We start from the raw sequence: 26,504 nt of genomic DNA on the forward strand, positions 1-26,504 counted from the left end.
CAACTCCGCCTCGCGGCAGAATCGTTGGAATTAGCCACCAAGATCGTACAGGGTTGCAGACGGCCGGTGACCGAGAGCCAGCTGATGAACCGGTGGGTTTCGTGGTTGAAGGCGAGCTGGCGTTTCAGCGGCAGGCGGCAGAAGTCGGTCAGGTCGGGCCTGCGGCGAGCAGAGTGCGGGCTCCCCAGCGGACCTTGTGGTCGGTGTTCATGCCCTGCGCGGCCCGGTGGGCGAGGTAGAACTCGACCAAGCCCGGGCGCACGATCGGCAGAGCCGCGGCGCGGGCCCGGCGTCATCAGGACTCCGCGCGGTCGGCGTCGATGGCGGCACTCGCCTGCAGGTACTGCTCGACGAGCCAGGTGTTGGCCAGGTGGATGTAGATCCGGGTCGATTCGACGGAGCGGTGTCCGGCCTGGGCCTGTACCGCTTCCAGGGCCATGCCCGCCTCCCGCAGCCGGGTCCGGCAGGTGTGCCGTAGCTGATGGCACTTCAACTTCGGCAGTCCGGTTCGTCTTCGGACACCGTCGAGGATCTCGTCCAGGCCGTCGGCGGACAGTGGCCAGCCCCGGGTCGGCCCGCGCAACACCACGAACAGCCGGTCGTGCTTCGCGGCAATCGCACGACACGGCGGGGGAGATGAAGGCAACCGGCTCGGGCGCGTACCACAACGGCAACAGGGCCTCCGGGAACCGCTCGGAATGGGGTCGCACCCACCGAGCTACCAGGAGGCCCTGCCTTCATGCGCCTACAACCGGAAGATCGACGTACGTGAAGGAGCATGGCCTGGAGTGGGGCCGTTGAGGCGGGCTGGGGTGGTCAGGCGAAGCGGGCGGAGACTCCACCGTCTACTGCCCAGTCCGCGCCGGTGACGAAGGCTGCGGCGTCGGAGAGCAGGAAAGTGACGACCGTGGCGACCTGTCCGGGGGTGCCGAGGCGGCCCAGGATGTGCTTGTCCAGGGCTTGGCGGCGGGTGGCAGGGGGTTCGTGGTCGAAGTACTCGGCGAGTAGTGCGGTTTCGATGTAGCCGGGGCTTACGGCGTTGACGCGGATCTGGTGGGGGCCGGTTTCCAGGGCGAGGCTTCGGGTGAGGCCTACCAGGCCGGACTTGGCGGCGGCGTAGGGGAACATGTTGGGGCAGGTGAGGGCGGCGTGCATGGAGGCGATGTTCACGATGGAGCCGCGGCCGGCGGCTTTCATCGCGGGGAGCGTCGCGCGGGCCATCAGCCAGGCGCCCTTGAGGTCGACGTCGAAGACCATGTTCCACTCGTCGGTGGTCATGGCGACCGGGTCGGCGTAGGCGTTGCGGCCGGCGTTGTTGACCAGTCCGGTGGCGGGGCCGAGTTGGTCGGCGAGTGCGGAGACGGCGGTGGCGACCTGCTCTTCGTCGGTGATGTCGCAGACGGCCCAGGCTGCGGCGGGGCCGATGTGGGAGGCTTCGTCCCGGACGCCGTCGGCGTCGATGTCGAGCAGGCCGACGCGCGCCCCGGCGGCCGCCACCTGTTCGGCCACCGCGGCGCCGATGCCGCGGGCGGCCCCCGTGACCAGGACTACGTCCAGGGACAGGTCGATCATGGAGTTTCTCCGTTCAGGGTGGGGTTGAGGATGTCGCCGAATTCGGTCAGGAACCGGTCGACCATGGCGGTTTCCGCGGGGTCGAGGAGACGGGCCGGGTAGCGGCAGTGGGGGTGGTCGATGATGCCGCGGCGGACGGAGATCAGCTTCTCCACGGCGATGATCAGTTCCACCTCCTGCATCCAGTAGGCGAGGTAGGGGACCAGGCGGTGGTGCAGAGCCAGCGCGGCCTCCTGCTCGCCGCTGTGCCACAGGTGCCAGGTGCGCTGGTAGATCTCCGTGAACGAGCAGCCCGGCTGGACACCGGCGACTCCCCGGCGCAGTGCGTCGGCGAGTTGCAGTCCGGCGTAGCCGATGAAGGATCGCAGGGCGGGGGTCCCGGCGGCGAGCGACTCGGCGAGGCGGCCCGGAAGCGGGGTCTCGATCTTGACCGCGGCCAGGTTGGGGTGGGCGGCTGCCAGGGCGCGCAGACCGTCCGGTGAGAAGGATGAACCGGTCTGGGCGGGGGCGTACTGGAGGATCACGGGGGTGGGAGCCACCGCTTCGAGGACGGCGGTCACATGGCGGTGGACCTGCTCGGCGCTCGGTCCGAGGAAGTGCGGCGGCAGTAGGTTGATCGCGCCCGCTCCCGCCCTCACCGCGGCGACGGACCGGGTGACGGCGAGTCGGGTGGCGTGGTCGGGTACGGAGACCACGACGTCCAGGTCGGGGAAGTCGGCGGACCGGTCGAGCAGGCGGTACGTCAGTGTTTCCCGCTCGTAGTCGCTGAGCTTGTGGAATTCGCTGGCGAAGCCGGGGAACATCACCGCGCTGACGCCCGTCCCCGCCACATGCGTCACGACACGGTCGAAGCCGTCCAGGTCCAGGGCGCCGTCGGCGGTGAACGGGACTTCCAGTACGGGGACGACCCCGCGCAGCCGGTCCCGTGCCGGAGGGTTCGGCCTGCCCATCAGAACGGCGCCTTCGCGGGGCGGTCGCCGGAGCCGCCGACGAGGAAGTCGAGATCCGCGCCCCGGTCGGCCTGCTGCACATGGTCGGTGTAGAGGCGGACCCAGCCGCGCTCCTGGGGCGGGGACGGTGGGGTCCAGGCGTTCCGGCGGGCGGCCAGTTCCTCGTCGGGCACGTCGAGCCGGAGGGTGCGTGCGGGGACGTCGAGTTCCACGGTGTCACCGGTGCGGACCAGGGCGAGTGGGCCGCCCGCGGCCGCTTCGGGGGCCACGTGCAGGACTACGGTGCCGTAGGCGGTGCCGCTCATCCGGGCGTCGGAGACGCGGACCATGTCGGTGACGCCCTCGGCGAGCAGCTTGGCCGGGAGGGGGAGGTTGCCGAGTTCCGGCATGCCGGGGTAGCCGCGCGGGCCGAGGTTGCGTACGACGAGCACGCTGTCGGCGGTGACCGCGAGGTCCGGGTCGTCGGCGGCGCGTACGTACTCCTCGATGGAGTCGAAGACCAGGGCCGGGCCCCGGTGGCGCAGCAGTTCGGGCGAGGCCGCGGACTGCTTGACGACCGCTCCGTCCGGGGCCAGATTGCCGCGCAGTACGGCGGTGCCGCTGCCCGCGGGCTGGACCGGGTCGGTCAGCGGGCGGATCACTTCGCGGTTCCACACCTGCGCGCCCTTGAGGTTCTCGCCGAGGGTGCGTCCGGTGACGGTCAGCACTTCGGTGTCCAGCAGGTCGCCGAGTTCTGCCATCAGGGCCGGCATGCCGCCCGCGTAGGCGAAGTCCTCCATCAGGAACCGCCCGCTCGGCATCAGGTCGGCGAGCAGCGGGACTTGGCTCCCTATCTCGTCGAAGTCGGCGAGGGCGATGGGCAGTCCGGCGCGGCCGGCTATGGCAAGCAGGTGCAGTACGGCGTTGGTGGAACCGCCGATGGCGGCGTTGGTGACGACAGCGTTGCCGAAGGCCGCTTCGGTGAGCAGGTCCGAGGGGCGCAGGCCCTCGCGCGCCAGCTCCACCGCGCGGGCGCCGGTCTGCTCGGCGAGCTGCGCGCGCCGCGCGTCCACCGCGGGGAGGGCGGCGGCGCCGGGCAGGGACAGGCCCAGCGCTTCGGCGAGTCCGGACATGGTGGAGGCGGTGCCCATGGTCATGCAGTGGCCGGCGGAACGGGCCAGGCAGCCCTCGAACTCGTCGAAGTCCTCCTGGCTGACGCGGCCCGCGCGTAGGTCCTCGCTCATCCGCCAGATGTCGGTGCCGGAGCCGACGGTATGGCCGCGGAAACGGCCGGAGAGCATCGGGCCGCCGGAGAGGGCGATGGCCGGCAGGTCGACGCTGACGGCGCCCATGATCTGGGCGGGCAGGGTCTTGTCGCAGCCGCCCAGCAGTACGACGGCGTCCAGCGGGTTCGCCCGTATCGTCTCCTCGACGTCCATGCTCATCAGATTGCGGAACAGCATGGACGTCGGCCGCATCAGCGGTTCCCCGATGGACATGGTGGGGAACTCCAGCGCCAGCCCTCCGGCCGCGGTGATTCCGCGGCGCACGGACTCGGCGAGGGTGCGCAAGTGGGCGTTGCAGGGCGTCAGTTCGGACCAGCTGTTACAGATGCCCACCACCGGCCGGTCGCGCAACTGCTCTGCGGTGAGGCCCAGTTGGCGCATGTGATGGCGGGCGATGAACCCTGACTTGCCGGGTGCTTCCCACCAGGTGGCGCTCCGCAGCTTGTCCATGACGTTCTCCTTGGTATATGCGGCCACTTCCGTCCGGCCCGCATCCAGTGGTTGATGCTTGGCAGCTATGCTGACAAGCATGTTCCCGTGGTTGTGCAGGGACAAGATCAGGTCGTGGTCGGCGAATGAGACAGTGACAACATGACAATCGGGCGTACGACGCTGAGTCACCAGGTGGCTCAGGCAATCATCGAGGAGATCGCGGAGCGCGGGCTGCGGGCCGGGGACGAGATCCCGGCCGAAGGGGAGATGGCCGAGCGCTACGGCGTCAACCGGCTGGTCGTCCGCGAGGCGATCCGCACGCTGATGGCCCGTGGCGTCCTGATCTCCAGCCAGGGCAAGCGCGCCCGGGTCGCCACTCCCTCGCCCGTGGTTCTTGAACAGATCCTCACCTTCCGGCTCAGCCAGGCCTCGTTGGACCGCCAGGACCTGCTGGAGACCCGGAGCATGATCGAGACGGAGCTGGCCCGGCGGGCCGCCCGGCGCGTTGCCGACGGGCTCGGCAGCGTCGCCGCGACGCAAGAGGCGCTGGCGGCGATGCGTGCCGCGAACGGCGAACCGGAGGCGTTCATCACCGCCGACCTCTCCTTCCATCAGGCGATCGCGGACCTGGCGGGTTCCGGGCTGCTGACCTTCCTCCTCACCGCGATGCATGGTGTGCTGCTCGAGGAGCGCCGGGCCAGCTACCGCGGCCGTGCCCGCCGTGGCGCCGCCCAGGAGGCGACTGTGGAGGCGCATCAGCGCATTCTGGACGCCATCGCCAAGGGCGATCCGGGGCGGGCGGCCGAGGCCATGACCGAGCACCTTGCGGAGACCGGTCTTGACCTCGGCCTGTGAACCGTTCGGCATCGTCAGGGCAGCAGCCGGATCCGGGCGGTACCGCTCCAGCCGGGCTGGAGGGTGATCGCGGGGTCGACGTAGTTGCCCCAGGCGAGATCGGGGTAGTTGACGCGGGCACTGACGATCATGCCCACTCCGGTCTCGCTGTTGGCGTACGGGTCGTCGGCGATCACCTCAACGGCGTCGACCGGAACGTAGGCGTCAGTGGCGGACGCGTTCTTGCGGCCGGTGACACGTACCGTCACGGTGTGCAGTCCGTCGCTGAGGCCGGTGCGCTCGAACACCTTCTGCTGGAACTGCTTCTGCTCGGCGTACAGATCGATCTCGGTGGCCTGCCCGCCGTCGACGGAGATCTCGGCGATGCCCTCGTTGAGACCCTTCGGGCAGATCACCCGCACCCCGGTGCCCCGGAAGGTGAGCGTCGCGGTGTCGCCCGCGGTCTTGCTGAAGGACTCGGTACGGCCGATGTCGCCGCTGGTCCGCCCCGCGGACGCGTCCGCATGCGTCCAGGAACCGGAGTACACGAACCGGGACGAGGCGTCGTCGACGACCGAACTCACCACCCGGAAGCCGTCGATGAGCGCGTACGTGTCGGACGCGGCGCTGTTCTTCGTTCCGGTGTACTCGACGGTGACCTTGTGCTCGCCGTAGGCCAGGGAGTCGCTCCGGAAGACCAGCTGGGCGGGGGTCTTGCCCGGTCCGTACAGGTCGACCAGCGCGGCCTGGGTGCCGTCGATGGAGATCTTGACGATACCGAGGTTGTCGCCCTTGGCGGAGTAGAGCCCGACCCCAGTGCCGGTGAAGGTCAGTTCGGCCTTGGCGCCGGCGGCCTTGGAGAAGGACTCGGTGCCGAACAGGTCGCCCGCGGTGTATCCGTCGTCGGCGTCGGCGTGGGTCCAGTCACCGGTGTAGATGATCCGGCCGGAGGCGTCGTCGATCAGGTCGGGCTCGACGGGGGCCATCCGCACCGAGTGGCTGCCGTCCGACTCGGCGCGCACACCGGGGCCGTCCTTGCCGGCGGTGGCCGAGGCGAGCCGTACGTGCAGCTTGGTGCTGCGGAAGTCGTTGGTCCAGTGCGCGGCCGAGTCCTTGCCGAACAGGAAGTAGCTGTGGGTGTCCTGCGCCCACGGCCACTCGGGGCGCTTGCGGTAGCCGTCGGTGCCGGAGGCCCGGCCGCGTCCGGCGGTGCCGGCCGTGCGTCCGATGTGGTCGTCGGGGTAGACGGTCCACTGGCCGTCCCGGTCCCAGTCGAGGGTGTCGGTGTCCGCGGCGACCGTGTACCGGACGCCGACGTCGCTGAGCTGGCCGGACGGCGGATTGCTCAGCGTGTACGTGGTGGTGAGCAACCCCCGTCCGTCCACGGCGATTTCCAGTGTGGTGTTGACGGCGCCGAAGCGTCCGGTGAGGGTGACCACGGCCTGGCTGCCCTTGGTCTCCGCCTTTGCCTCGGTGCCGGTCCAGGCGCCGGGTACCGCACGGGACAGGACGAGGTCGGGTCCGCCGGTGAGGACCTGGGTGCCGTTCGCCACCGCTTCCACCAGCCGCGCGGTCCGCTTGTCGAAGACCACACTGAACTTGCTGTCGACGCCGGTGACCACGATGCGGTCGGACGTCTCCTCGATCTTCGGCGTGGTGCCGCCGGGTGCCGGGACGGCGGGTGCCTTACGGGTGTTGAGCCAGAGCCGGTAGTCGTCGACCAGGGCCGTGCCGTGCTTGAAGGTCAGCCGCAGGGTGTCTCCGGCCGCCCAGGCGCCCGCCGGGACCGTGAGGGTGCCGCTGCTCCGGGGCGGGACGTGGACGCCGCTGAGCGTGCCGAACCTGCCGTTGATCTCCCAGGTGATGGTGAGTTCGCGGAGGTTGGTGTGGTCGTACCAGTTCTTCACCGGCACCTTGACCGCGGTGCCGGGCGTGAGGCCGGTGAGCACCCCGTCCGCGATCCGGACCGGTGAGTACGCCTTCTTGGTCAGCCAGTGCTCCGGCTTGGGGCGGCGCCACAGATCGATGACCCCCCACTCCCCGTAGCCGACGGGGCCGCCGGTGAGCGGGAAGACCTCGTCGATGGCCGCCCAGATGGCACCGCCGACGACGCCCGAGGTGGTGCGGAACTTCTCGGCCAGCTTGGCGATGCTCAGGCCCCAGAAGTCCCGGGCGCCCGGGTCGGCCTTCAGAGTGCCAGTGTTGTAGCAGGGGACATGGGCGAACTCGCCGTACTGGATGGGCTGGGAGGCGTTGCCGTTGGCGGTGGAGAGGTTCGGGTAGTGCCCGCTGTAGATGTCGGTCTGGTTGCCGCCGTTGCTCTGCCCCTGGTCCTCGAAGACCGTGGGCCGGGAGGGCTCGTTCTCGTGGGCGTAGACATTCTCCGAGGCGAAGTTGCGTCCCATTCCGCTCTCGTTGCCCACGGACCACTCGATCACGCAGGAGTGGCTGCGGTCCCGCTCGATCATCTCGGCGAACTGCGACATGTACTGGTCGGTGTAGGCCGGGTTGTCGACGGTCTTCTGCTGGAAGCAGACGGGCGCCTCGACTTCGACGTACAGGCCGATGCGGTCGGCCAGGTCGAGCATCGCCGGGGTCGGCGGGTAGTGCGAGGTACGGATGAAGTTGCAGTTGGCCTCTTTGTAGAGCCGCAGGGCCTGCTCCTCCAGAGCCGGGGTGGTGCTGCGGCCCGCGGTGGGGCTGATGCTGTGGTGGCAGACGCCGAGGAGGTGCACCGGGGCGCCGTTCACCATCAGCTGGTTGCCGACGTGCTTCACCTCGCGGAAGCCGACCCGGCGGGTGACGGTCTGGGTGACGCCGCCAGCAGTGAACGTCGCGGTCAGGGTGTAGAGGTTCGGGTGCTCGGCGTCCCACTTGCGCGGGTTCTTGACCGCGATGACCGCCTGGTCCTGCGGCGTGGTGGGGGAGAGCGACACGGTGGAGGGCTGGAGCGGCACGCTCTTGCCGTCCGGGTCGGCGAGAGTGAGCCGCACCGTGCCGCTGTCGCTGCCGTTGAAGGCCGCCGCAGCGGTCACCGTCAAGGTGGCGTTGCGGTAGGCGGCGTCGAAGGTGGTGTCCGTGTGCAGCCGGGTCAGGTGCGAGGCGGGCAGGGCGACCAGGGTGACGTCACGCAGAATGCCGCCGATGAGGTGGTGCGCGTAGTTGGACTGACCGGCGATGGTGTCAGGGCGGTCGGTGACCCCGACGGCCACCAGGGCGTCTTTGCCAGGGGTGACCAGGTCGGTGATGTCGGCGTACCAGGTGGTGAATCCGCCGTCGTGGGTGCGCACTGCGGTGCCGTTGACCCAGAGGCGGGCGTAGCTGTAGACGCCGTCGAAGCGGAGCATCACGCGCCGCCCCTTGAAGTCCGCGGGCACCGCGACCGTGGTCACGTAGGCGCACTCGGTGTTCGAGGGGACGTCGTGCCCCTGCATCGCCGGTTCGGCCGGCACCTCGACCGCGTTCCAGCCTGCCGTGTCGGTGCCGGGCTTCCAGAACTCGGCGGGCGGCTGGGCGGTCCAGCGCCAGCCGGTGGTGACCGGGATCTGCGGGCGGCCGACACCGGTGACGCCGTCGGGCAGCGGCGGGATCACCGGCGGGGCGGTGGCGGCGCCGGCCGGGGCGGCGAGGAAGACATTGCCCGCGGCGACAAGGACGCCGGCGGCGACCAGGCTTTTCAGGGCACTGCGACGGGACAGGCCGTCGGGCACTGCTGAGGTGTCGGGGGAGGTGCTGGGGGAGGTCCGGGGGCGGGGGAAGATCACTGAGCACTCCTTGGCAACTAGGCTGCTAAGCAGATATATGGGACGGTCGTGGGGCGGGGCAAGCCCTGTGCACGGTGCGGTTCGGGCCTGCGCCCTCGCCGTTCGGCGGGGTGCGGACGGGCGTTCTCGGTGTCAGTGCGGCAGGCCGACGGCGCGCTCGCCGCTGCGGCGCTGCTGGATGACGACGGCGGCGACCAGCAGGGCGCCCTGGGCGACGTTCTGCCAGAAGGTGTTGATGCCCTGGACGGTGAGCCCGTTCTCCAGGCAGCCAAGGAGGGCGACGGCCAGCAGGGTCCCGCCGATGCTGCCCTTGCCGCCCTTGAGTGCCGCGCCACCGAGGGCGGCGGCGGTGATGGCCTTCAGCTCCAGGCCTTCGCTGCCGGAGACCGGCTGGCCGGATCCGGTACGGGCGGTCAGCAGAATGCCGGCGACCGCGGCGACCACACCGATCAGGGCGTACACGGCGATCAAATACTTGTTGATCTTGATGCCCGCGAGCCGGGCGGCGGTGTCGTTGCCGCCGACCGCGTACAGATTGCGGCCGATGTCGGTGTACTGGAGCAGCAGATGCACGGCGAGCGCGACGGCGATCAGGATCCAGACCATCACCGGCAGCCCGGCGATCTTGCCGCGGCCGAGGAAGACGAACAGGTCGTTGTTGAGGACGTAGCCCTGGGCGCGGCCGTCGGAGAGCAACTGCGCGAGACCCTTGTACGCGGCCAGGCCGGCCAGGGTGGCGATGGTCGGGTTGACCCGGCCGTAGACGATGACGGCGCCGTTGAGGAGACCGATCAGCAGGCCGACGCCGATGGCCGCGGCCAGGCCGAGGAAGGCGTTCGAGCCGGTGCTGGTGAACACCATGGCGCTGACGACGGAGGCGACACCCGCCTGCGAACCGACGGAGATGTCCAGTCCGGCACAGATGATCACCACGGTCTGCACGATGGCGAGAAGGCCGGTGAGCGTGGCTGCCTCGGCGATCACCTGCAGGTTGGACCAGCTGAGGTAGTTGTCGTTGAGGAGGCCGAACAGCACCAGGACGGCGGCGAGGGCGCCGATGAGGCTGAGGTTCTGGCCGCCGAGGAGGGCGATCCGGCCGCGACGGGGCGGCTGCGGTTCCCCGGCCTTCACGTCGGTGCTCGGGGGAGTGGTGGTGCTGGTCATGAGGAGGCTCCAGAGGCGCTGGGTCCGGCGATGTCGTCGGCCATGGCAAGGGCGAGGACGGATTCTTCGGTGGCTTCGTGGTGGCTCAGTTCGCCGGTGATACGGCCGCTCTGCATGACCACCACCCGGTCGGCGAGGCCGAGGAGTTCGGGGAGTTCGGAGGAGATCACCAGGACCGCGACCCCGTCCGCGGCCAGCCCGGCGATGATCCGGTAGATCTCCGCCTTCGCTCCGACGTCTATACCGCGGGTGGGCTCGTCGAGGATCAGCACCTTCGGCTTGCGCGCGAGCCAGCGCGCGAGGACCACCTTCTGCTGGTTGCCGCCGGAGAGCTTGCGGACCTCGTGGTCGAACGAGGGCGCCCGGACGCGCAGCCGTTGCATGTACTCCCGGGCCAGGTCGCGCTCCGCGGCCCGCCGGACGAAGCGGAAGCGGCGCAGCCGTCCGAGGACGACGAGGGAGATGTTCTCCCGTATGGACTGCTGCAGGAACAGGGCCTGGGCCTTACGTTCCTCCGGGGCCAGTCCGAGGCCGGCCCGGATGACGGCGGACGGGTTGCCCGAGGGCAGCGGGGCGCCGTCCAGGGTGACACTGCCGCCGCGTACCGGCAGATCACCGGCGAGGGCAAGGGCGAGTTCGGAGCGGCCCGCGCCGATCAGCCCGGCCAGCCCGACGACCTCGCCCGCGTGGACCTGGAGGCTGACGCCCCGTACGTCGTCCGTGGTGAGGTTCTTGACGTCGAGTACGAGACGGTCGGTGGCGACCCGCTGCCGCACGAACATGGCCGACAGGTCGCGGCCGACCATCATCCGCACCAGGTCGCCCTCGGTCGTGCTGCTCGACTGCTGCACACCGACGAGTTCGCCGTCGCGCAGCACCGCGATGCGGTCGGCAAGGCGGAAGATCTCTTGCATCCGGTGGGACACGTAGACGACGGCGATGCCCTGGTCGCGCAGCCTGCGGATGAGGGTGAACAGCGCCTCCACCTCTCCGTCGGAGAGCGACGAGGTGGGTTCGTCGAAGGCGATCAGCCGGGCGTCGGGGGCGCCGGTCAGCGCGCGCATGATCTCGACCAGCTGCCGCTGTGCGGGGGTGAGCCGTGAGCCGAGAAGCCCGGGGTCGAGGACGTCGGCGAAGCCGAGCCGCTCCAGGTCCGCCTCGACCCGGCGGCGCAGTCCGGCCCGGTCCAGGAGGCGGCCGCGGGTACGGGGGAGTGCGCCCGCGTAGACGTTCTCGGCGACCGAGATGTGCGGGATGATCTCCGGTTCCTGCGGGATGATCCTGATGCCGGCGGCGCGGGCGTCGGCGGGGGAGGCGAACGAGACGGGTTCGCCGCCGATCCGTACGCCGCCCTCGGTGGGCTGGTGGTCGCCGGTGAGGATCTTCAGCAGCGTGGACTTGCCGGCGCCGTTCTCCCCCATCAGCGCGGTGACCTGGCCCGCGGGAAAGGCGAGGCCGACACCGTGCAGCGCCTGCACGGCCCCGAAGCGTTTGGTCAGGCCCTCGACGGCGACGGCTTCGGCGCCGGCCGGACTGCTCGGGCTGGACGGCCCCGCACCGGTGCGGGACGGTGGGACTGGTTTCATGACGGGCTCACCTCGAAGGCGTTGTGCGGGTCGGCGGCTGCAAGGGATCACGGAGCCGGAGGGCCGGGGCAGAGGGCCGGTGTCCGGCGGAGGCTGCGGCGGGCGAGGTGCCCGCCGCAGTGCGCGGCCCCCGTCAGCTGCAGGTCAGGCCCGCGGACTTCCAGGACGTGTGGTCGACCATCGTGGTGGGGGCGAAGGACTCCTTGGGGAAGTCCTTGCCGTTCTTGAGCTTGTCGTACATCTGCTGGACGGCCAGCGCGCCGACGTCCTTGCCGTTGATGAACAGGGCCGCCTTCATCCCGGACGGCTTGTCGGTCTGCCATTCCTTGCACGCCAGGTAGGCGCCGAGGCCGACGCCGTCGATGTCCGCGGGCTTGATGCCGGCGTTCTGCAGCGCGGTGACGCCGCCCATCACGTTCTCGTCGTTGCAGCCCCAGACCACCCAGTGCTTGACCTTCGGGTTGGCGGTGACGGTCGCGGCCACCTTGTCCTGGGCGCCGGTCGAGGTGTTGTCGGTGGCGACGTTGATCGTCTTCACACCGGGGACGGCCGAGTCGAACGCCTTCTGGGCGCTCTTCACGCGGTCACCGCAGACCGTGACGTCCTGCTTCCAGGCGGAGATCACCCGGGTGTCTGCCGCCGCGTAGCCCGCCTTCTTGAACCCCTCGGCGGCCCGCTTGCCGACCTCGGTGCCCATCTGCTGACCGCTGAAGCCGGCCCGCGGGATCAGGTCCTTGGCGGCACAGGAGGCGGGGTCGGGGCCGATGGCGCAGATCTGGTCGTCGGAGGTCAGCAGGGCGACATTGGCATTCCTGGCGGCCTGCACGACCTGGGGTCCGACGGCCGGGTCCGGAACCACGATGATGACGCCGTTGGTCTTCTGGGCGATGGCCGACTGCACCTCGCTGACCGTCTTGTTGGCGTCATTGCCGAGATTGACCACCTTGAGGTCGATGCCCAGCTCCTTGGCCTTGGCCTTGGCCCCGGCGGCCTCGCCGATGAAGTACTCCTGGTCGCCCTGCTTCTGCAGATACGTGAGGCTGATCTTGCCGTCGACCTTGGCGACGTCGTCGCCCTTGACGTCGTCCTTCCCGGACGAGCAGGCCATGGCCGCACTCAGGGTCAGCAGCAGGCCAAGGGCGGCGGAGGTACGGCGGTACGGCAAGGCGGGCATTGTCGGCTCCAGGGGTACGGCGAAGGTAAGGCAGAAGGTGTCGTACGGCCGAGGTGGGACGCCGGTGCCGTTGCGGCACGACGAGCGCTCGGTGGCCAGGACACGCGCCGAGTACGGGGGTTCACGCAGCGGGGCTGCTTCCCGTACCGGGGACCAGGGCGAAGAGCGGGAGGGGCGGCTGGGGTGTACCGCCCGTTCCGTTGCCGCACATCCTGTGAAGGAGGTCCGACTCCTGTCAAGATGTTTCCATAATTAATGGTTAGCGCTACGGTGTGCGGCAGAAGAGTCCGGAGCGGTTCAGCAGCGTCCGGGCGCGGCGAGGGGGTTTCCTTATGAGCCGGCCACCACGAGGCCTGCACCAGCACCTGGTCGACGACCTCGGGCAGCGCATCGTCGCGGGTACGTACGCACCGGGCGAGTCGCTCCATCCCGACGCGCTGGAACAGGAACTCGAGGTCAGCAAGACGGCGCTGCGCGAAGCGCTGCGCGTGCTGGCCGCGAAGGGGCTGATCGAATCCCGGCAGAAACGCGGGACCTTCGTCAGGCCCCGCGCGGACTGGAACCTGCTGGACACCGACCTGCTGCGCTGGCAGCGCGACCGGGCCGCCGACAACGACTTCCTGGCCAACGTCGGCGAGGTGCGCCTGATTGTGGAGCCGCCCGCCGCCCGCCTGGCGGCCCAGCGCCGGGAGGCGAGCGATCTCGACGCCCTGGAAGGCGCGCTTACCGCGATGGCGGAGGCCGGAACGGACAGCGATGCCTCCGTGGAGGCGGACGTGGCCTTCCACTGCGCCCTGCTCGCCGCCGCGCACAACGAGCTGCTGACGCGAATGGCGATGGTCATCGAGGCCGGTTTGCGAGTCCGTGACCCGCTCATTCACGGCGGCGGCGAATGGGCCGACCCCCTGCCGCAGCACCAGGCCGTCCTGGACGCGGTGCGCGCCCGTGACTCGGACGCAGCCGAACGCGCCGTTCAGTACCTCCTCGTCGAGGCCGCCGCCGATCTCGACGACCTCCTACAGAGCCCGCACCGCAGCGGCGCCTCCTGTCGGTCGCCCCGCTGACCCTGCGGACGACCTTACGTACGGCCCTTCGTGTCGTACGGCCCTTCGCGCGACCGGCCCGCCGTGGCCCGCGGCCCGCGGTGCCACCCGCAGCCGCCCCGGCAACACCATCCCCTCTCCCGGAAGTTCACCATGCGCCTGACCGAACTGCCCTTCCGTACCATGGCCATTGTGCGCGGCTCCAATCCCAGCGCCGCACTGCGCTGCGTGCTCACCCTCTGCGAGGAGGGCATCACCGGCATCGAGGTCTCGCTGACCACGTCCGGCGCCCTGTCGGTGCTGGAGCAGGCGCGCCGTGAACTCGGCGCCGACGCCCTGCTCGGGGCCGGCACCGTCCTCAGCGCCGAGGACGCCGCCCGCGCCGCCGATGCCGGGGCCGGATTCCTCGTCACCCCCGGATTCGTACCGGACCTGCGCTGCGGACCGGATGAACTTCCGGTGCTGATGGGGGCGTTGACACCGAGCGAGATCATGGCGGCCGACCGCAGCGGCGCGCTCGCGGTGAAGCTGTTCCCCGCCTCCGTCGGCGGTCCGGAGTACCTGGCCGCACTGCGCGCCCCATTCCCCGACGTCCCCTTCGTGCCGGTCGGCGGCATCGACGCCACCGTCGCGGCGGCCCACCTCGCCGCCGGTGCCGTGGCCGTGGGCGTCGGCTCGCCGCTGGTCGGGGACGCCGCGGACGGCGGCGACCTGACGGCGCTGCGCGCGCGGGCCGCCCGCTGGCGCGAGGCACTGACCGAGGCGGCGGCATGACGGCCGCGACCGCTCCCGAGGTCGTCACCGTCGGGGAGACGATGGCCACGCTGCGGGCCACCGGCCCGATCCGGCTCGCCCCGCTGATGGAGACCTCGGTCGCCGGAGCCGAGTCCAATGTGGCCATCGGCCTCGCCCGGCTCGGCCACCGGGTCGCCTGGGCGGGCTGTGTCGGCGACGACGAATTCGGCGCCCTCGTCCTGCGTACCCTGCGCGCCGAGGGAGTGGACACCGGGCACGTCCGCACCGACTCCGAGGGGCGGCCCACCGGTCTCCTGATCCGGGAGGACGGCGCGGGCGATCTCGCCAAGGTCCGCTACTACCGTGCGGGTTCGGCAGGTTCGGCGGTCGGCCCCCAGGACGTGCTCCGCGCACTCGGCCCCGGCACCTGCATCCTGCACCTGACCGGCATCACCCCCGCCCTCGGCCCGTCCGCGGCCCGCACTGTCCAGGCCGCCGCCGACCGCGCCCGCGAACTGGGCGTCACGGTCTGTCTGGACGTCAACTACCGCGCCCGGCTGTGGTCCCCGGACCAGGCCCGCGCCGCACTCCGGCCGCTGGCCCGCGCCGCGGACATCCTCGTGGCCAGCGACGACGAACTGCACCTCGTCGCCCCCGATCCCGCGCTCGGCGAGACCGACGCCGTCGCGGCCCTGCTCGCCGAGGGCCTGAGCGAAGTGGTGCTCACCCGGGGCGGCGAGGGCGCGAGCGTCACCGACGCCTCGGGCACCTTCGACGCTGCCGCCCGCAAGGTCCCTGTAAAGGACGTCATCGGCGCGGGCGATGCCTTCGTGGCCGGTTACCTCTCCGCCCGCCTCGACGGTCTACCCGCTGCCGAAGGGATCCGGCGGGCGGTGGCCCTGGGCGCGTTCGGGGTCGCCACCCGCGGTGACTGGGAGGGCCTGCCGACCCGCGCCGAACTCGCCCTGCTCGACGCCCCCGCGGGCACGACCCTGCGCTGACCGGGAGGAAACCACTGTGCGGAACCGGACCGGAATCTGGGTCGAGGGCGAGCACGAACTCGGCGAGGGCGCCCGATGGACCGACGGGCGGCTGGTCTACGTCGACATCCTGGCCGGACGCCTCCTGGAAACCCGCGGCCCCGACGCAGGGCCGGGACTGCATCCGGCCCGGGAGCTGCTGCGGCTCGATGTGCCGCTCGGCGCCGTCGCCCCCGTCGCGGGACGCCCGGGACACTGGATCGCCGCCGCGGGTACGGGAATTGCCCTGCTCGCACCCGACGGCAGCGCAGACTGGCTGGCCCGCCCCGAGGACGGCGCGGCGGTGCCCACCCGGATGAACGACGGTGTCTGTGACCGGCACGGCAGATTCTGGGCGGGCAGCCTCGCCTACGACTGCACTCCCGGCGCGGGCTCCCTCTACCGCACCGACACCGACGGCAGCGTCCACCGCGTCCTCGACGGCCTCACCGTCGTCAACGGCCCGGCGTTCACCGAGGACGGCAGCACCCTCTACGTCGCCGAAAGCGCCGCCGGGGTCATCCTCCGCTGCGCGCTCGACCGTGCCGGGAACATCGTCGGCACCGAGGAGTTCGCCCGGCTGCCCGAGGGGCACAGCCCCGACGGAATGACCGTCGACACCGAAGGCCACCTGTGGGTCGCGGTCTGGGGCGGTGCCGCCGTTCATCGGTACGCCCCGGACGCCAGCCTCGTCACTGTCATCGGTCTGCCCGTGCCGCAACCCACCTCGGTGTGTCTGCTTCCGGCGGGCGGGCTGCTGCTGATCACCACCGCGTGGTCCGGCCTGAGCCCCACCGGCGACCACGGACCGTCCGGGGCCGTCCTGTCCGTACCGGTGGACGCCGCCGCTCCGCCCGCCGCCGCCTACGCACCCCGGGCGGCGGCCCCGCTGACCGGGCCCGGACAGCGCCGTCAACACCCGCAGCACGCCAGGCAGTTCACCGCCGACGACCGGGCGCAGGACACCTGAGCCCCCGCGCCCGCTCGCTCATGCCCGCTCCTTCACGTCCCGCTCCCGTTCTTCCTGCGCAGGTGGTCACCGACGTCGCCGCCGAGTTCCCGCTCCCAGACCTGGTCGGCGGCCAGCCGGACGGCGCCGGTGAGCACGGCGTCGCCGGCCAGGGTGGAGAGTTCGACGGCGGGTTCGACGAGGAGCATGGGCCGGAGGTGGCGCCCGACCGCGTCGAGCAGGACGCATCCGGTGCGGGAGACACCGCCGCCGATGACCAGGGCGTCGGGGTCGACGGCGAGCAGCACGGGTCCGACGGCGAAGGCGAAGGTGCGGGCGATCTCGTCAACAAGAAGACGCCCGGCAGGAAGCGGGGACTCGCCGTCGACGTGCTGGGCCTGATCATCGGCGTGGTGGTCCTGGCCGCGAGCGCGCACGACAACGAAGCCGGCATCGTCCTGCTGGACCAGGCGGCCGAGCGGTGCGGGATGCGCCTGGAAAAGGTCCTGGTCGACCAGGGCTTCACCGCCCCGTGGTCATCCACGGGGCGGTGAAGGACATCACCGTCGAGGTGGTCCGCCGCAACCCCGACGACGAAGGCAAGGGCTTCGTCCCGCAACCGAAGCGGTGGGTGGTCGAGCAGGTCAACGGCACCCTCATGCTGCACCGGCGCCTCGCCCGCGACTACGACCACCGGCCCGACAACGAGGCCTCCCGCGTCTACTGGGCCTCCACCGCCGGCATGCTCTGCCGCCTCACCACCCCCACCCCCACCTGGCGGGACGACGTGGAGCTGGCCGCGTGAACGTCTGCGAACTCCTGCGGCTGCTGCAGACCGAACACGATGAGACCGCCGCACGAGCCGACAGCCTTCGCAAGCAGATCGAGCGGCTCACCACCGCCCTCGCCGAGACCGAAGCCCGCCTGGCCGAGCTCACCGCCACCCGCAAGGTCATCGACGGCCTCACCCCGCCCGACCATGAACCGGCCACCGCGGAGACGGCCACCATCTACTAGCGCATCGTGACCACGTTCAACGAGCACCCCGGGAAGGTGTTCCGCGTCCGCGATCTGCACGAACACCTCGGCCTTCCCACCGACGAGCCCTCGATCAACGTCACCCGCTCCCGCCTGGGACGACTCGTTCGCCAGGGACTCCTCACCCAACCCGGACGTGGCCGCTATCAGAAACGGACTTAACGCCCTCTGAGGGGGCGGGGACGCAGTAATGCGTCCCCGCTACCCGACTCATCATCGGCAAGAACAGCGGATCGGCGATCGGCACCCTCGTCGAACGCAGCACCCAATACCGCACTTGGTGCGGTCCCTCACCTGGGACCAGGGCTCCGAGATGGCCGCCCACCACGCCTTCAGCATCGCCACCGACATCCCGGTCTACTTCTGCGACCCTGGCAGTCCCTGGCAGCGCGGCTCGAACGAAAACACCAACGGCCTGCTCCGCCAGTACTTCCCCAAGGGCACCAACCTCGCTACCCACAGCCGCGAGCACCTCGACGCCGTCGCCGCCGAACTCAACAGCCGCCCACGCAAAACGCTCGGCTGGGAAACCCCAGCCGAGCGCCTGTCTAAACTGCTCGCGGCCTGATCAACCGACCACGTGTTGCAACGACCCCTCGAATTCGCCCATCGTGGACGGAGCCCCTTCCTTCTCATCTCCAGCCGAGCTCCGTCAGAGCGCGCGCAGGGTCATGTCGTCGCAGACCGCCGTGCCCGGCTGCTCCCGGTAGCAGAAGACCGTCGCCGTACTGCTGGTGGCGCCGGTGGTGAACTCTTCCGAGGCGAGCGTCCACTCACTGTCCGAGACCGAGGCGGCCGTGGCGGCTCCTCCGAAGCCCTTGGCGCCGAGGGCTGTGGACCCGCCGTCGCTCCTGATCCAGGCCGAGAGCACGTACCGGGTGGCGGGGCGCAGGCCCGTCACGGACTGTTCCACCGTGGCGAAGCCGCCGGCAGGCGCGGTGAGCCTGGCCGCCTTCGTTCCTTCGTGGGCGTCGGCCACGGACGCCGCGTTACGCGTCGCCCAGCCCGTCAGCCCGTTGTCGAAGCCGCCGTTGGAGAGCAGGGGGGTGACCGGGGGAGCCTCGACCGGAGTGGGGCGCGGGCCTCCGACCCCCGGGCCGTTGTAGGCACCGATGCTGGGGGCCGTGCCCGGAGGGACCGGGTTGCCGGAGAAGTCGCGGTCGCCGATGTCGGGGAGTGCCGCACCGGCACCCAGCGCGGGGGAGTCCGCGTGCAGGGCGTACGCTGCGCCCGCGTCCCCGAGCCCGGTCGCCGTGCCACGGCCCGTCAGCAGCGGATCGGCCGTGCTGCCATCCGGATTCGCGGGCGCGCCCGCGACGTTGTGGAGCACGTTGTCGGACACTGTCACCGCGCCGGAGCGCAACGCGAACGTCGCCTTGCCCGCGCCTTCCTTCACGACCAGGTTGTTGTGGAACGCGATCTCGTGCCGCTGGGCGGTGTTCTCGTTCACGACGGTCTGGGAGACCCCGGGGGCGACATAGATCGTGTTGTTGAGGAAGCGCACGTCGTCGAAGGATCCGGAACACGTTTCGATGCCCCGGAAACGGTCGTTCTGGCTGATGTTGTAGCGGATCACCGCGTCGCCCAGGGTGCCGCCCGCGGTGCAGACCAGGAAGAAGCCGCCGGCGTTGTTGTGGCTGTAGTTGTACTGGAACACCGTGCCGAAGGAGCCCTCGTCCACGTCGTACGCCATGCCGTCACGCGTCGTCTCGCCGCCGGACACATCGTTGTACTGGAAGACGGTGCGGTCGGCGTTCCACGGCCAGATCCCGGCGTTGTAACCGGCGGAGCGGCGCTGGAAGCCGCGGACCACGTTCCGCTCCACCAGGGCGCCGTCTGTGGCGGTCATGACGATGCCGTCGCCGCCCAGGTCCTCCAGGGTGTTGCCCCGTACGACGACGCGGGTGGCGGGCAGCCACCGGGGACCGGCGGGGTCGTAGTCGGTGATCACGGGCCGGTTGTTCCAGCTGGACGCGAAGTAGATGCCTTCCCGGTCCACCGTCCGCAGGGTGTTGCCCTCGACGCGAACGTCGTCGAACCGCGTCTCCACCGTGGAGCCGGTGACGGAGAAGAGGATGCCCGCGGAGCCGCCAATGTGCTTCGTGTCGTCGCCGAGCACGTCGTGGATGTCGAGATCCGTCAGCCGGTAGTGGGTGCCCGTGCCGTAGTCGTCGAGCAGCACGTGGACACCGCGTTTGTTGCGGCCGGGGTTCCCCGCGTTGGTGATCTCCAGACCGGAGACCTCCACCCACTCGGTGTTGTGGAGCAGGACGGCGTCCGGGGCGCCGGCACCGTCGATCACCGGCTTGGCCCCCTCGCCGTACGCGCCGATGACCAGCGGGTGGCCGGGACGCCCGGCGCCCTTCGGAGTCAGCGTGCCCGTACAGCGTGAGCCGCGCGCGAACAGGAGTCGGTCACCGGCGTCAAGGGCGAGGGAGTTTACCTGGTCCAGAGTGCGCCACGGATGGGTAGGTGACCCGTTCGCACGTCCGCCGGTCGCCCGGCAGTCGACGTGATGAGCCCTGCGGCCCTCGCCGTCCGCCGCGGCGGCGGCCGACGACGCCCCCGCCACCAGCACGATGGAACACAGGAAGGCCAGGCCATGCGTCAGAGGGCGTCTCATGAAGTCTCGATTCTCTTGTGCTCGTGGAACGGAAATCAGCCGACGAAGACGCCGCTGGTGCCGGCGTTCGCCCAGGATCGCTCTGCGTGTGTATCTCCGTGACATGAATCCATCCCCTAAAGATCCGATGACTGATGGGATCGAACCTAGGAGTGATGGGATCATTACGGCAATAGGCGGGACTGAAGTGGTGACTCCGTATCAAGTCATCCGATGTCACCGTACGACAGTTCGGTTACTCCTGGGTGCTCAGCACCACGTACTCCCACTGGCCCAGGGGCTGTTCGAGCATGACCCGGCCGTCCTTCCATCCCACGGTCCTGCGAGCGCCGCGCGCGGTGACCTGGACGGCCGCGGCCGGCTCCGGCATGCCCGCGGGGAGCCGGACCCGGACGTCGTCGGCCTCGTCCGGGGACGCGTTCCAGACGACCACGCGCCAGGCGCGACCGTCCGTCAGTGCCTGAGTCACCAGCCAGGGGTGGCCCGTGGCGCGTGCATGGGACGCGTCGGAGATCCAGTCGAGGATGGCACCGAGCTGGACGGCGCGTTGCGGGTTCATCAGTACGCGGTCCGCTGTGTGTGCGGGCCACGGAACGACCGCGACGCGGCCGCCCAGATCGTTGTCATGGAGGACCAGGCCTGGGCCTATCTCGCACCCGAGTTGATCGTGTGCGACGCTCGCCACGCGTGCCCGCGGAAGGGGTTCCCCGTGCATCAGGTCCGCCCGGTCGTAGCTCTCCACGTCGAGGGAGATCACGCAGCCCGGCCGCAGCGCGAACTCCGGGTCCGTGCACACCTCGCGGACGTACCCCTCGGGCGCGGAGCGGGCAGAGGCCACACCAATCAGGGAGCCGTAACCCCGCTCGAAGAGGATGCGCGCGGCCACGGAATCCAGCAGGAGTCCGCTGCTCAGCCAGTCGCGCAGTTCGGCGTCGTCGAAGGCCCAGGCGGAGGCCCCGGAGAGGGCGTTGACCCTCGCGCCGCCGCGACCGGTCACCGCGTGGCCGGCGGCGCCGAGCAGACCGGCCCATCCTCCGTGCTCCACGACGAGCGACTGCCAGCCCGCCTTCTTGGTGTGGACCCGGCGGCCGGTCGCCTGTGACCAGGGCAGGCCGACACCGACAGTCCGCAAGGACTTGGGGAACGTCGCGGAGAGCCAGTCGAACGTGTCGCGCCACTCGGCGAGGAAGGTCGCTCGGCGCGGTTCGTCGTCCGGGTGGTTGCCGAGGAAGTCGTACAGGCTGATGGCCAGCCCGTCGCAGCCGAGCACATGGGCCAGCGACATCTGCGCGGCGGTCTGCCGGAAGGACTTGTTCCACTGCCCGTACGGCCAGCACTCGATCTCCGGCAGACTACGGACCGTTTCCGGCTGCACCGAGCGCTGCATGTCGAGCTGCAGCGAGGCGTACGGCAGTTCGGCGCCGTTCGTGTCGGAGTAGGGCCAGAAGTGCGGGCGGTGCAGCCCGGGCAGCTCCAGCCACGCCGACCAGTCGCGCCCCTCGGCGGCGTGCTGATCGGTGCGCGAGGACATCAGACCGAGCCGGTCGCCGAGGATGCCGCGCCAGGACTCGAGCAGCTCGCGCTGCGTGGCGTCCCAGAAGTCCAGCCACCGACCACGCCAGGGGTGCGGTTCGCCCGGTGCGGTACAGGCCGCGACCAGCTCCTCCCGCGTGGTGGTGATGCCGGTGCGGCGCGCGAACTCGGACAGGTGCAGCTCGCAGAAGCAGCCGCCCCAGTCCAGAGGCCGGTGGTTGTGCAGCCGGATGTCGTCCTCGATCCACACCGCGTCGACGTCCTCGGCCGCGTAGCGGCGCAGCGTCTCGGCGTAGTACGCGCGCCACTTCGGGGCCAGGGGGCACACCTGGGCGGCGGCGGTCGTCCCGTACTGGTCGGTCATCGGCTGCCACGGCTGGTCCGGCTTCAGTGATCGGGCCCAGTCGCTGTGGCCGACGGTGTGGCCGGGGTTGAGGCTCACCGCGATGCCCTCGGCGCGGAGCCGGGTGCGCCAGGGACGCGTGGCGGTCAGCCAGTGGTCGATCCGGTCGAGGCTGTCGTGACCGTCGTTGTACTCCATGCCGAAGAGGAAGACGCAGATCTCCTCGGCGCGCGCAGCGCGCGCCATGGCCAGCAGCCGGTCGCCCACCAGGGTCGGGTCGTCGGCGGGATCCACCTGCAAGCGCAGGACATAGCGTGAGGTCACCTGTTCGCACCTTCGGTCTTCGGGCGCCGGCCGGGAGGCGGGCGCGGAGTGGCACGATCAGCAGCCTGTCGATATAGCAGCTAGGCTGTCAAGTTCCCCTCGGGTGGGGCGAGTTGTGTCCGCAACGCCGTACGGCCGAGGCCGCGGCTTCGAGATGGGCTCGACAGTGGAGGAGCAGGCATGGGCCGGTTGACGGATCGGGTGGTCCTGGTGACGGGCGGCGCCCGCGGGATCGGCCGGGCGATCGTGGAGACCGCGGCACGCGAGGGTGCGGCGGTCGCCTTCTTCGACCTGGACGAGTGCGCAGGCACCGCGCTCTCCGGCGGTCTCGAGGAGGGCACCGCGAGGGTGACCTTCCATCGGGTGGACGTCACCGACAGCGGCGCCGTCGAGGCGACCGTGGCCGACGTGCTCGCCGTGCACAGGCGGATCGACGTTCTGGTCAACAACGCGGGCCGCAACGTCTATGCCGACCCGGTCGCGATGACCGAGGAAGAGTGGGACAAGGTCTTGGACGTCGACCTCAAGGCGGCGTTCCTCTGCGCGAAGCATGCCCTGCCCTCGATGATCACGCAGGGGCGCGGATCGATCGTCAACATCGCCTCGCTGCACGCGAAGCTCACCTGCGCGGGGATGTATCCCTACGCTGCGGCCAAGGCCGGCCTCGTCGGTCTCACTCGCTCAATGGCCCTGGATGTTGCCCAGCACGGCGTGCGGGTCAACGCCGTCAGCCCCGGCTACATCAGGACAGCCCTGGTCGACGAGTACTACGTGGACTCGTCGGCGCGCAGCAGGACGCGGACGTCCGCGTCGCGCGGGTGCGAGGTGAAGTCGTACCACTCGTCGGTCCAGGCCCACTCCGCCGACAGGTGGGCGGTCGCCGGGTGGGCGGGGTCCTCCACGTGGACCAGGCCGGGCTGGAGCGGCGGGTGGCCGGCGAAGCGGGTGCCGAGGAGGTCGCCGTAGAAGGGCCAGCCGGGCTCGGCGTTGGCCGCCGCGTGCACGGCGAGGAGCCCGCCGCCGGCCCGCACGTACGCCTCCAGGGTGGCGCGGCCCGGGCCGGTGAGGACCGGCCCGGTGGTGGACAGCAGCACCACGGCTGCGCATCGCTCGAGCCGCTCTGGCGTGAACACGGCCGTATCGTCCGTCGCCTCGGCCCCGAAGCCGCCCTCCCTGGCCATCCCGACGAGCGCGTCGGAACCCGCCGGGATGGAGTCGTGGCGGTAGCCGGCGGTACGGGTGTAGACGAGAACGTCCGAGGTCGACACGCGACAAGCTCCCTTTAGTAAGCGCTTTCCGTCGACGATAGCTGCCGAAATTCCCGCGCCGCAAGGCCCTCCCGTCAGCCAGACCGTCCACGGGCGCCGGGGTGGGCCCGGGGCCCTAGGGGGCTCCGGTTGTCGGAAGTGTGGCAGCAGGCGCCGGATCCCCTGACGGTGAGCGCGCGTTGGATGCCGCCTCGCCCTCTGGCGGATTCGGCGGGCCGTCGACGTCAGGACCGGCACGTGCCTTGGCTTCGTTGATACCTTTCACTTGTCGAGTGAAAGCACATGGCTTCGCTCGCGATGAGAGGGGGCACGTGAGTGCTGGCTGAAGAGCGGCGTGAGGCGCTCCTGCGCATGGTGGAGCGCCGGGGAGCGATCAAGGTGAAGGAGGTGGCGGAGGAGATGGAGGTCTCCGCCGTCACCTTGCGCCAGGACGTGCGGGATCTGGCGGGCCGGGGGCTGGTCGTCCGTGTGCACGGCGGCGCCATGTCGCTGGCTGCAGCGCAGGGGGCCAGCACCGCCGGCCCCGCCGCGCCCCGGCCCACAGTGCGGCAGGGGCATGTCTTCGGGCTGGTCGTTCCGCCGGGGGACTACTACTACCCCGAGATCATCCGCGGTGTGCAGGATGCGGCGCGCACGCACGGAGTGCGCATAGTGCTCGCGGTTTCCGGAGAGACGCTGGCGGACAACCAGGAGCAGGTACGGCGGCTCGTCGCGGCGGGCGCCGATGGTCTGCTGTTGATGCCGCGCGCCGGACTCGAACCCGTGGAACGGACCGAGCAGTGGCTGGCCGGCCTCGACATTCCGGTCGTTCTCGTGGACCGCCGAGCCGGCGGGCAGGCCGGGCGGCTGGAGCAGGTCGCGTCCGACCATGCCCTTGGTGCGGGCTTGGCGGTCCGGCACCTTGCCGAGTTGGGACACGAGCGGATCGCCCTGGTCGCCAGGGCAGAGAGCCCCAACACGCCTTTGATCCGCGAGGGTTATGCGACGGCCTGCCAGGCCCTGGGGCTGACGGCGGGCCCGGAATACCGCATCGGCCCGACCGACGGACCAGCGTCCACTGAGTGGTTCGAGGAGCTTGCGCGGGCGGTCGAGGCGGGTGACGTCGGGGCCGCCCTGGTCCACAACGATCTCGATGCCGTCACCCTGGTCGGCCTCCTTCAGGCGCGCGGCCTGCGTGTTCCGGAGGATCTGGCCATCGTGACGTACGACGACGAGGTCGCCGAACTGAGTGATGTGCCGCTCACGGCTGTGGCGCCGCCCAAGAGGGCCGTGGGGGCGTGGGCGGTCGACCTGATGAGGCGCCGGCTCGCCGATCCTGCCGCACCCCTTGCCGAGCTGCTGCTCCGCCCTGAGCTGCGGGTACGGGCCTCCAGCGGGTCCTCCGCGGCACTCAGCGTGCCTTCGTAGGGCTCGATCGGGACGCTGACACCGCGACATCATTTGCTTTCGTTTCTCATCAAATGAAACACAAGGCATTGACGAAGCAGGTTTGCTGACGAATGATTTCGTTCGACGCCCCAGCGAACGATCGGTGCACATCATGCTTCGCAGAACCACGGCCGCCCTGGCCGGCTCCGTCACAGCCCTCGCCCTGCTCGCCACCGCATGCGGTGGGACGGATCAGGGTGCCTCCGCGACCGCGGAGAAGACCGGAAAGGTCACCTTCTGGTCCTTCGTCAAGGGCTCCGACCAGGTGGCTGCGGCCTTCAACCGCAGCCACCCGGGCATCGAGGTGACCTTCGAGACGGTCCCGTCGGGCCAGGAGTACTACTCCAAGCTCACCAACGCCGTGAAGGCCGGCACCGCGCCCGATGTCGCGGTCGTCGAATACCCCCAACTGCCGGAGTTCGCTGCCCAGGGCAAGATCGAGGATCTGAGCGGCTCCCTCGGCCCGCTGGTGAAGGACCGGTTCCCCGAGGCGGCACGGCAACTCGTCGACCTCGGCGGCAAGACCTGGGCCGTCCCCCGTGACGCGGCACCCCTGACGCTGATGTACCGGAAGGACTTCTTCACCCAGCACAAGATCGATGTGCCCACGACGTGGGACGCGTACCGGAACATGACCGAGCGGGTGAAGAAGGCCGACCCCGCCGCCCGCGGCGGCGTCCTGTACACCGACAATCCCGGGCTCCTGAGCGCGCTCGCCTGGCAGGCCGGCGGACAGTGGTTCTCGACCGAGAAGGACGCCTGGAAGGTCACCGTCGACGACGGCCCGTCCAAGAAGGTCGCCGAGTTCTGGGGCGAGCTCGCCCGCAAGGACCTCGTCCGTTCGCTGGGCTCGCTGGACCCGTTCTGGACGAGCGTGCAGAAGGGCCAGACCGTGGCCTACGTCTGTGCCAGCTGGTGCGCCGGGGCGCAGCAGGCGACCGTCCCCGACCAGAAGGGCAAGTGGGCCGTGGCCCCCGTGCCCACGTGGGACGGCAAGCCGGCCTCGGCCATGTACGGAGGCTCGTCCTTCGTGATCCCGAAGGGGGCCGACAACAGCGGGGCCGCCGCCGAGTTCATCAAGTGGATCACCACCGATCCCGAGGGCATGAAGGCGTGGGTGTCCTCCGGCACCAGCAGCCTGTTCCCCGCCGATCCGCAGCTGGTGCCCGTCACGAAGGCGGCCTTCCCGACGGACTACTTCGGTGGGCAGGACGTGTACGCGGTCGGTGCGGCGTCCTACGACGCGATTCGGCAGGGATGGCAGTGGGGCCCGGTCATGGGCACGACCAACACGGCCATCGTGGACCAGCTTCCGAAGGTCGCCGACGGTTCGGTGACCCTGTCCGGTGTCCTCTCCACCGCCCAGCAGGCCACCGTCGCACAGATGAAGCAGCGCGGTCTGCAGATCTCCGCGCCGTAGGAGTCGGCGCTCTGCGGAACCGGCCCCGCCCGAGCACGGC

Annotated in this window: 21 protein-coding genes and 3 pseudogenes; 12 read left to right on the plus strand and 12 right to left on the minus strand. The window is 70.4% G+C overall.

From position 1 onward, the window contains the following. Nucleotides 1-295 precede the first annotated feature (295 nt). From OG972_RS47795 to OG972_RS47810, 4 genes are all read right to left on the minus strand, one after another. Nucleotides 296-646, minus strand: a complete 351-nt coding sequence (locus OG972_RS47795) for a tyrosine-type recombinase/integrase (RefSeq protein WP_266993319.1) — start codon at nucleotides 644-646, stop codon at nucleotides 296-298. Between the two features lie 170 nt (nucleotides 647-816). Further along, the gene (locus OG972_RS47800) at nucleotides 817-1,572 is read right to left on the minus strand and encodes a glucose 1-dehydrogenase (protein ID WP_266993321.1); all 756 of its coding nucleotides are present in this window, start codon (nucleotides 1,570-1,572) and stop codon (nucleotides 817-819) included. Next, a complete protein-coding gene (locus tag OG972_RS47805) occupies nucleotides 1,569-2,522 on the minus strand; it encodes a dihydrodipicolinate synthase family protein (RefSeq protein WP_266993323.1) in 954 nt (317 codons plus the stop codon). The genes OG972_RS47800 and OG972_RS47805 overlap by 4 nt, the downstream gene beginning before the upstream one ends. Further along, nucleotides 2,522-4,237, minus strand: coding sequence for an IlvD/Edd family dehydratase (locus OG972_RS47810; RefSeq protein ID WP_266993325.1), 1,716 nt, complete (start codon nucleotides 4,235-4,237; stop codon nucleotides 2,522-2,524). Before OG972_RS47810 ends, OG972_RS47805 begins: the two co-directional genes overlap by 1 nt. Nucleotides 4,238-4,378: 141 nt before the next feature. Here OG972_RS47810 and OG972_RS47815 point away from each other — a divergent pair, with 141 nt between their 5' ends. Then, the gene (locus OG972_RS47815) at nucleotides 4,379-5,074 is read left to right on the plus strand and encodes a FadR/GntR family transcriptional regulator (protein WP_266993327.1); all 696 of its coding nucleotides are present in this window, start codon (nucleotides 4,379-4,381) and stop codon (nucleotides 5,072-5,074) included. A gap of 14 nt (nucleotides 5,075-5,088) precedes the next feature. On the opposite strand, the gene OG972_RS47820 is transcribed toward OG972_RS47815, so the two are convergent. The 4 genes from OG972_RS47820 to OG972_RS47835 form a co-directional block, all read right to left on the minus strand. After that, entirely contained in the window at nucleotides 5,089-8,817 is a 3,729-nt protein-coding gene (locus OG972_RS47820) for a glycoside hydrolase family 2 TIM barrel-domain containing protein (RefSeq protein ID WP_266993329.1), read from the minus strand. 132 nt (nucleotides 8,818-8,949) lie between these two features. After that, nucleotides 8,950-9,981 (minus strand): ABC transporter permease, encoded by a 1,032-nt coding sequence (locus OG972_RS47825; protein ID WP_266993331.1) that lies wholly within the window; start codon nucleotides 9,979-9,981, stop codon nucleotides 8,950-8,952. After that, nucleotides 9,978-11,567 carry a sugar ABC transporter ATP-binding protein gene (locus OG972_RS47830; protein ID WP_266993333.1) on the minus strand — a complete coding sequence of 530 codons (1,590 nt, stop codon included), beginning with the start codon at nucleotides 11,565-11,567 and terminating at the stop codon, nucleotides 9,978-9,980. Before OG972_RS47830 ends, OG972_RS47825 begins: the two co-directional genes overlap by 4 nt. A 133-nt stretch (nucleotides 11,568-11,700) precedes the next feature. Beyond that, nucleotides 11,701-12,741: a substrate-binding domain-containing protein gene (locus OG972_RS47835; RefSeq protein ID WP_266993335.1), complete on the minus strand. Its 1,041-nt coding sequence runs from the start codon at nucleotides 12,739-12,741 to the stop codon at nucleotides 11,701-11,703. 332 nt (nucleotides 12,742-13,073) lie between these two features. Between OG972_RS47835 and OG972_RS47840 the strand changes: the two genes are divergently transcribed. From OG972_RS47840 to OG972_RS47855, 4 genes are all read left to right on the plus strand, one after another. Then, the gene (locus OG972_RS47840) at nucleotides 13,074-13,805 is read left to right on the plus strand and encodes a FadR/GntR family transcriptional regulator (RefSeq protein ID WP_266993337.1); all 732 of its coding nucleotides are present in this window, start codon (nucleotides 13,074-13,076) and stop codon (nucleotides 13,803-13,805) included. Between the two features lie 132 nt (nucleotides 13,806-13,937). After that, nucleotides 13,938-14,558, plus strand: coding sequence for a bifunctional 4-hydroxy-2-oxoglutarate aldolase/2-dehydro-3-deoxy-phosphogluconate aldolase (locus OG972_RS47845; RefSeq protein WP_266993339.1), 621 nt, complete (start codon nucleotides 13,938-13,940; stop codon nucleotides 14,556-14,558). Beyond that, nucleotides 14,555-15,520 carry a sugar kinase gene (locus OG972_RS47850; RefSeq protein WP_266993341.1) on the plus strand — a complete coding sequence of 322 codons (966 nt, stop codon included), beginning with the start codon at nucleotides 14,555-14,557 and terminating at the stop codon, nucleotides 15,518-15,520. The genes OG972_RS47845 and OG972_RS47850 overlap by 4 nt, the downstream gene beginning before the upstream one ends. 16 nt (nucleotides 15,521-15,536) lie before the next feature. After that, a complete protein-coding gene (locus OG972_RS47855; protein ID WP_266993343.1) occupies nucleotides 15,537-16,508 on the plus strand; it encodes an SMP-30/gluconolactonase/LRE family protein in 972 nt (323 codons plus the stop codon). Between the two features lie 32 nt (nucleotides 16,509-16,540). Here the strand turns inward: OG972_RS47855 and OG972_RS47860 are convergent, their stop codons facing one another. Then, on the minus strand, nucleotides 16,541-16,696 hold the full coding sequence (locus tag OG972_RS47860; protein WP_266993345.1) for a hypothetical protein: 156 nt from the start codon (nucleotides 16,694-16,696) through the stop codon (nucleotides 16,541-16,543). 9 nt (nucleotides 16,697-16,705) lie between these two features. On the opposite strand from OG972_RS47860, the pseudogene OG972_RS47865 reads away from it, so the two are divergent. From OG972_RS47865 to OG972_RS47880, 4 genes and pseudogenes are all read left to right on the plus strand, one after another. Beyond that, nucleotides 16,706-17,292, plus strand: a pseudogene (locus tag OG972_RS47865) (transposase). Next, nucleotides 17,289-17,504, plus strand: coding sequence for a hypothetical protein (locus OG972_RS47870; protein WP_266993347.1), 216 nt, complete (start codon nucleotides 17,289-17,291; stop codon nucleotides 17,502-17,504). Before OG972_RS47865 ends, OG972_RS47870 begins: the two are co-directional and overlap by 4 nt. A gap of 6 nt (nucleotides 17,505-17,510) precedes the next feature. After that, nucleotides 17,511-17,687, plus strand: coding sequence for a type IV toxin-antitoxin system AbiEi family antitoxin domain-containing protein (locus OG972_RS47875; RefSeq protein WP_266993349.1), 177 nt, complete (start codon nucleotides 17,511-17,513; stop codon nucleotides 17,685-17,687). Nucleotides 17,688-17,734: 47 nt separating this feature from the next. Then, a pseudogene (locus OG972_RS47880) lies at nucleotides 17,735-18,093 on the plus strand (IS30 family transposase); the annotation flags it as partial. An 84-nt stretch (nucleotides 18,094-18,177) separates the two neighbouring features. Here OG972_RS47880 and OG972_RS47885 read toward each other — a convergent pair. Together OG972_RS47885 and OG972_RS47890 are read right to left on the minus strand one after the other, a co-directional pair. Beyond that, nucleotides 18,178-20,148 carry a right-handed parallel beta-helix repeat-containing protein gene (locus OG972_RS47885; RefSeq protein ID WP_266993351.1) on the minus strand — a complete coding sequence of 657 codons (1,971 nt, stop codon included), beginning with the start codon at nucleotides 20,146-20,148 and terminating at the stop codon, nucleotides 18,178-18,180. A 235-nt stretch (nucleotides 20,149-20,383) separates the two neighbouring features. Then, nucleotides 20,384-22,348 (minus strand): hypothetical protein, encoded by a 1,965-nt coding sequence (locus OG972_RS47890; RefSeq protein WP_266993353.1) that lies wholly within the window; start codon nucleotides 22,346-22,348, stop codon nucleotides 20,384-20,386. Between the two features lie 180 nt (nucleotides 22,349-22,528). Here OG972_RS47890 and OG972_RS47895 point away from each other — a divergent pair. Continuing rightward, nucleotides 22,529-23,101 (plus strand): annotated as a pseudogene (locus OG972_RS47895) (SDR family NAD(P)-dependent oxidoreductase); the annotation flags it as partial. A gap of 14 nt (nucleotides 23,102-23,115) precedes the next feature. Here OG972_RS47895 and OG972_RS47900 read toward each other — a convergent pair. Continuing rightward, nucleotides 23,116-23,616 carry a ThuA domain-containing protein gene (locus OG972_RS47900; protein ID WP_266993355.1) on the minus strand — a complete coding sequence of 167 codons (501 nt, stop codon included), beginning with the start codon at nucleotides 23,614-23,616 and terminating at the stop codon, nucleotides 23,116-23,118. Between the two features lie 315 nt (nucleotides 23,617-23,931). On the opposite strand from OG972_RS47900, the gene OG972_RS47905 reads away from it, so the two are divergent. Next, complete coding sequence (locus tag OG972_RS47905) at nucleotides 23,932-25,023, plus strand: substrate-binding domain-containing protein (protein WP_266993357.1); 1,092 nt, start codon at nucleotides 23,932-23,934, stop codon at nucleotides 25,021-25,023. A gap of 133 nt (nucleotides 25,024-25,156) precedes the next feature. Further along, nucleotides 25,157-26,464: an ABC transporter substrate-binding protein gene (locus tag OG972_RS47910; RefSeq protein ID WP_266993359.1), complete on the plus strand. Its 1,308-nt coding sequence runs from the start codon at nucleotides 25,157-25,159 to the stop codon at nucleotides 26,462-26,464. Nucleotides 26,465-26,504: the final 40 nt, after the last annotated feature.

Source organism: Streptomyces sp. NBC_01669 (assembly GCF_026339735.1).
In the GTDB taxonomy this organism is placed as follows: domain Bacteria; phylum Actinomycetota; class Actinomycetes; order Streptomycetales; family Streptomycetaceae; genus Streptomyces; species Streptomyces yanii.

Bases quoted from the DNA above. Each gene is read 5' to 3' on its own strand.
- OG972_RS47800 (WP_266993321.1), bottom strand. From the start codon at position 1,572: ATGATCGACCTGTCCCTGGACGTAGTCCTGGTCACGGGGGCCGCCCGC.
- OG972_RS47805 (WP_266993323.1), bottom strand. From the start codon at position 2,522: ATGGGCAGGCCGAACCCTCCGGCACGGGACCGGCTGCGCGGGGTCGTC.
- OG972_RS47810 (WP_266993325.1), bottom strand. From the start codon at position 4,237: ATGGACAAGCTGCGGAGCGCCACCTGGTGGGAAGCACCCGGCAAGTCA.
- OG972_RS47815 (WP_266993327.1), top strand. From the start codon at position 4,379: ATGACAATCGGGCGTACGACGCTGAGTCACCAGGTGGCTCAGGCAATC.
- OG972_RS47825 (WP_266993331.1), bottom strand. From the start codon at position 9,981: ATGACCAGCACCACCACTCCCCCGAGCACCGACGTGAAGGCCGGGGAA.
- OG972_RS47830 (WP_266993333.1), bottom strand. From the start codon at position 11,567: ATGAAACCAGTCCCACCGTCCCGCACCGGTGCGGGGCCGTCCAGCCCG.
- OG972_RS47835 (WP_266993335.1), bottom strand. From the start codon at position 12,741: ATGCCCGCCTTGCCGTACCGCCGTACCTCCGCCGCCCTTGGCCTGCTG.
- OG972_RS47840 (WP_266993337.1), top strand. From the start codon at position 13,074: ATGAGCCGGCCACCACGAGGCCTGCACCAGCACCTGGTCGACGACCTC.
- OG972_RS47845 (WP_266993339.1), top strand. From the start codon at position 13,938: ATGCGCCTGACCGAACTGCCCTTCCGTACCATGGCCATTGTGCGCGGC.
- OG972_RS47850 (WP_266993341.1), top strand. From the start codon at position 14,555: ATGACGGCCGCGACCGCTCCCGAGGTCGTCACCGTCGGGGAGACGATG.
- OG972_RS47860 (WP_266993345.1), bottom strand. From the start codon at position 16,696: ATGCTCCTCGTCGAACCCGCCGTCGAACTCTCCACCCTGGCCGGCGAC.
- OG972_RS47885 (WP_266993351.1), bottom strand. From the start codon at position 20,148: ATGAGACGCCCTCTGACGCATGGCCTGGCCTTCCTGTGTTCCATCGTG.
- OG972_RS47910 (WP_266993359.1), top strand. From the start codon at position 25,157: ATGCTTCGCAGAACCACGGCCGCCCTGGCCGGCTCCGTCACAGCCCTC.